The organism is Neobacillus drentensis (assembly GCF_036965645.1).
Lineage (GTDB): Bacteria > Bacillota > Bacilli > Bacillales > Cytobacillaceae > Neobacillus > Neobacillus drentensis_D.
The window spans coordinates 2,228-2,442 of sequence record NZ_JBALPZ010000257.1; positions in this window are offsets into that span (position 1 = coordinate 2,228).

Here is a 215-nt window from a genome sequence, read left to right on the forward strand (position 1 = left end):
TAAACTATTGCCCCTTTACTCAAATTAAATGCTCATTCACAATTATTTCTCCCAAATTTCAATCCATCTTCCTTCTGGATCGTGCAATCCAAAGAAATGTTCCGAACTCGCTTTTCTCAGGTTAAAAGCAAGCAGCTTACTCTTTATTATTTGGCAATAAAAAAATGCGTGTTAGATGAGTATTTATTGCATGAAAATAAGCCGAACTTATACAA